Raw genomic sequence first — 4,615 nt, forward strand, 5'->3', positions numbered from 1 at the left:
ACACCACCGCTACTGGATCGAACCCTCCGCGTCGTCCGGCGACCCGGCCAGGCTCGGCCTGACATCCGCGAAGCACCCCCTCCTCGGCGCCGCCGTGGAGTCCGCCCACGACGGCAGCGTGCTCTTCACCGGACGCCTCTCCCTCACCACCCACCCCTGGCTCGCCGAGCACGTGGTGCTGGGCACGGTGATGGTGCCGGGCACGGTCTTCGTCGACCTCGCGTCCTGCGCGGGCAGCGAGACCGGCAGCCCCCTGATCGACGAGCTGACCCTGCACACCCCACTCGTCCTGCCCGACACCGATGGCGTCCGCCTGCAAGTGGCCGTGGCGGCCCCCGACACGACAGGCTTCCGGAAGATCACCATCCACTCGCAGCCCGTAGACGCCCCCGCCGACGCCTCCTGGGCCCAGCACGCCACCGGCACCCTCACCCACACCCACGACACCGACCCCGACCCCGACACGCCCGACCTCACCACCTGGCCGCCCCCCGGGGCCGTACCGCTCCCGGTGGACGACTTCTACGAGCGGCTGAGGCGCACGGGCGTCGACTACGGCCCGGCCTTCCAGGGGCTGCGGGCCGCCTGGCGCCGCGGGGACGAGCTGTTCGCCGAGCTCGCCCCCGGGCCCGACCACGAGCGGGACGCCGAGCGGTTCGCCGTGCACCCCGCGCTGCTGGACGCCGCCGTCCAGACCCAGCAGGTGGACGCCGACGCCTCCGACGGCGTCAGCGTGGCGTTCTCCTGGCACGGCGTACGCCTCTCCGGCGCCGGCCCGACGAGGCTGCGGGTGCGGTCCGCCCCCGTGGGCGAGGGTGCCAGGTCGGTGCACGTCGCCGACGAGTCGGGCCGCGTGGTGGCCGTCGTCGCGTCGCTGGCGGTGCGCCCGATCTCCGCCGAGCAGCTGCGCGCCGCCGGTGGCGGAGTGCACCGCGACGCGCTCTTCCGGCTGCGGTGGAACCCCGTCCGGGACGCGGACGCGGACGCGGACGGCGGCGGCGCGCGGCTCGTGCTGCTCGGTACGCGCGCGCTCACCGGGCTGGACATCGCCGACAGCGTGGCGAGCCCGGAGGCGCTCGGCGCCGCCGCCGCGGCGGGCGAGCCGCTGCCGGACGGCGCCGTGCTCCGCGCGTTCGAGGACGGGCCCGCCGCCGGGCCGGGTCGTCCGACGGGGCGTACGGCGGCCGAGGTGTCGGCGCGGCTGGCCGCGTGGGTGGGCGACGCGCGGCTCGGCGACGCCCGGCTCGTCGTGGTCACCCGGCGGTCGGTCGCGGTCGACGGCCACGCCGCCGAACCCGATCCGGCGCAGGCCCTGGTGTGGGGGGCCGTGCGCGTCGCTCAGGCCGCGCATCCGGACCGGATCGTCCTGGTCGACGTGGACGACGCCCCGGCCTCCGCGGCCGTCCTGCCGACGCTGCCGCTCGCCGGGAACCCGCGACTCGCCGTGCGCGACGGGCGGGTGTTCGTACCCTCGCTGGTCAGGGTGGCTCCGTCGGGCCGGCGGCGCGCCGGTGCGGCAGGCGACGGGGCCGCGGGGCGCGGGACCGTGCTGGTCACCGGCGCGGATCGCGACCTCGCCGCGGCGGTGGCCGGGCACCTCGTCGCCGTACACGGGGTCCGGCGGCTGGTACTGGCCTGCCACGGGGGCCGGAGCGCCGACGGCACCGACCGGGTTCGGCGGCTGGCCGACCGGCTGGCCGACGCGGGGGCCCACGTCGACGTCGCCTCGTATGCGGCGGGAGACCGCGCGTCGCTGGCCGCCGTGCTGCGGGCGATCGACGCCGCACACCCGCTGGTCGGCGTCGTCCACGCGGCCGGGCCCGACCAGGACGACGGGCCCTGGCCGCCGGGCCCCGGACGGCTCGACCACGCGCTGGAGACCAGGGCCGGTACCGCGTGGGCGCTCCACGAGCTGACCGCGGGCCAGGATCTGGCGTTCTTCGTGACGTTCTCCTCGGCGGCCGACGTGCCGGCCGCGGCGGGCCGCGGCGCCACCGGCGTGGCGGACGCCTTCGTGGACGCGCTGGCCGTCCATCGGCGGGCGCGCGGCCTGCCCGCCGTGTCGCTCGCCTGGGGGCCGACCGCCGTCGCGGCCTCCGGCGGGGGCGGGGAGGTCCCGGCCGGCCTGGTGGAGCTGTCGGCGTCCGAGGCGCTGGACCTCTTCGACGCGGCCCTGCGCCTCGACGCCCCCGTGCCCGTACTCGCCCGGCTCGACCTCGCGGCGCTGCGTACGCGCCCCGGCGCGGCCCTCGGCCCGGTACGGGACCTGGTCCGCGAGCCGGACCCGCGCGCGGCGGCGCGCCCCGCCGGGGACCCGGACGACGCCGACGCGGCGACGTACGTACGCCGGCTCGTCACGCTGCCCGGGGAGGAGCGCGAACGCGAACTCCTGGCCCTCGTACGCGCCCAGGCGGCGGCGGTCCTCGGCTTCACCGGAGTCGAGGAGGTCGCGCCCGAACGGGCCTTCAAGGAGGTCGGGTTCGACTCGCTCACGGCGGTGGAACTGCGCAACCGCCTCGTGCGCGGCACGGGCATCCGCCTGCGCTCCACCCTCGTGTTCGACTTCCCGAACCCGGTGAGCCTGACCCGCCACATGCTTCAGCAGCTCGCCGACGCGCTGTCGGCGGCGACCCCGGTGCTGGCCGACCTGGACCGGCTGCACTCGGCACTGCCCGCGGTGCTCTCCGAGGACGGGGCCGGCGACCGCATCGCGCAACGCCTGCGGGCACTGCTGGCGCTGTGCGACACCACGACCGGCCAGGCGGGCCCCCGCGGCGACGCGGACGCGGACGACCTGCAAGCGGCCACTGACGACGAGCTGTTCTCGCTCGTCGACGGGGGCTTCGAGTGATCCGGCGGACCCGCCATCTCAGCGAGCACGACCGTTCGATCGAGGAGTCGGAGTAGACGTGGCCGAGTCGGAAGAGAAACTTCGCTCGTACCTCAAGCGTGCCGTCGCCGACGCCCGCGACGCGCACCGCCGGGTACGGGAGCTGGAGGAGCGGAGCCGGGAGCCCATCGCGATCGTGGGCATGGCCTGCCGCTTCCCCGGCCGGCTGTCGACTCCCGAACTCCTCTGGGACTTCGTGGCGGACGGCGGGGACGCCATCGGGCCGTTCCCCGCCGACCGGGGCTGGGACCTCGACGCGCTGTACCACCCCGACCCCGACCACCCCGGCACCTCCTACGTGACGGAGGGCGGGTTCCTGGACGACGCCGCCGGCTTCGACGCCGAGTTCTTCGGGATCTCGCCGCGTGAGGCAGCCGCGATGGACCCGCAGCAGCGGGTGCTGCTGGAGACCTCCTGGGAGGCGTTCGAACGCGCGGGCATCGACCCGGCCGCGCTGCGCGGCAGCCCCACCGGCGTCTACACCGGTATCAACACTCTCGACTACACCGCCGTTCTCGCCAGGACGGCGAAAGGCCGCGACGGCACACTGGGCATGGCCAACGGCGCCTCCCTGCTCGCCGGGCGCGTCGCGTACGTCCTGGGCCTGGAAGGCCCGGCGGTGACGGTCGACACCGCGTGCTCGGCGTCGCTCGTCGCCCTGCACCTCGCGGCGAACGCGCTGCGGTCGGGCGAGTGCGACCTCGCTCTGGCGGGCGGCGCGACGGTGATGTCCACGCCGGAGACCTTCGTCAACTTCAGCCGTCAGCGCGGCCTGGCACGCGACGGCCGCTGCAAGCCCTTCGCGGCCGCCGCCGACGGGTTCATCCTGTCCGACGGCGCGGGCCTGCTCGTGGTGGAGCGGCTGTCGGACGCGGTGCGCAACGGCCACCGGGTGCTGGCGGTCGTACGCGGCTCGGCGGTCAACCAGGACGGCGCCTCCAACGGACTCACCGCCCCCAACGGCCCCTCCCAGGAACGCGTCATCCGCCAGGCCCTGGCCAGCGCGGCACTGTCCACCGGGGACGTCGACGTGGTGGAGGCACACGGCACGGGCACCACCCTCGGCGACCCCATCGAGGCCCAGGCGCTGCTTTCCACGTACGGGCAGGGGCGGGACGCCGGACGGCCGCTCCGGCTGGGATCGGTCAAGTCCAACATCGGACACACCCAGGCCGCCGCAGGCGTGGCGGGCGTCATCAAAATGGTCATGGCCATGCGGCACGGCGTACTGCCACCCACCCTCCACGTGGACGAACCGTCGCCGCACATCGACTGGGCGTCCGGCGATGTCGAGCTGCTGACCGAGTCCGTGCCGTGGCCGCGCTCGGACCGCCCGCGTCGCGCCGGCGTCTCTTCGTTCGGCGCGAGTGGCACCAACGCGCATGTGGTGTTGGAGGAGGCGCCGCCCGCCGTCGTGCCGCCCGGTGAGGACGGCGCGGTCGGGGCGGCGCCGGGTGTGGGCGGGGTGGTCCCGCAGCCCGGCTACGGGACTGGGTACTCGCCCACCCGGAGCCCCAGCCTGCCGAGGTTGCGGCGGCACTGGCAGGACGGACACGATTCGACCACCGCGCCGTCGTACGAGGACACGACACCGGACAACTCGCCGAAGCCTTGAAGGATCTGGTCGAAGGCGTCGACGCCGCCAGCGTGGTCTCCGGCGTGGTGCGCGGTGAGGTCCCGAACGGTCCGGTGCTGGTGTTCCCCGGCCAGGGCTCGCAATGGCCC

1 protein-coding gene and 1 pseudogene are annotated in these 4,615 nt (G+C 75.8%); both read left to right on the forward strand.

Annotated features, from left to right (window positions below; all coding sequences use genetic code 11):
* Positions 1-2,851: type I polyketide synthase (locus RKE29_RS28065; protein WP_312008493.1), on the forward strand; the 2,851-nt coding region annotated here is incomplete at its 5' end.
* A gap of 58 nt (positions 2,852-2,909) precedes the next feature.
* Positions 2,910-4,615, forward strand: a pseudogene (locus tag RKE29_RS28070) (type I polyketide synthase); the annotation flags it as partial.

The sequence above is a fragment of the Streptomyces sp. B1866 genome, assembly GCF_031932565.1.
GTDB lineage: Bacteria > Actinomycetota > Actinomycetes > Streptomycetales > Streptomycetaceae > Streptomyces.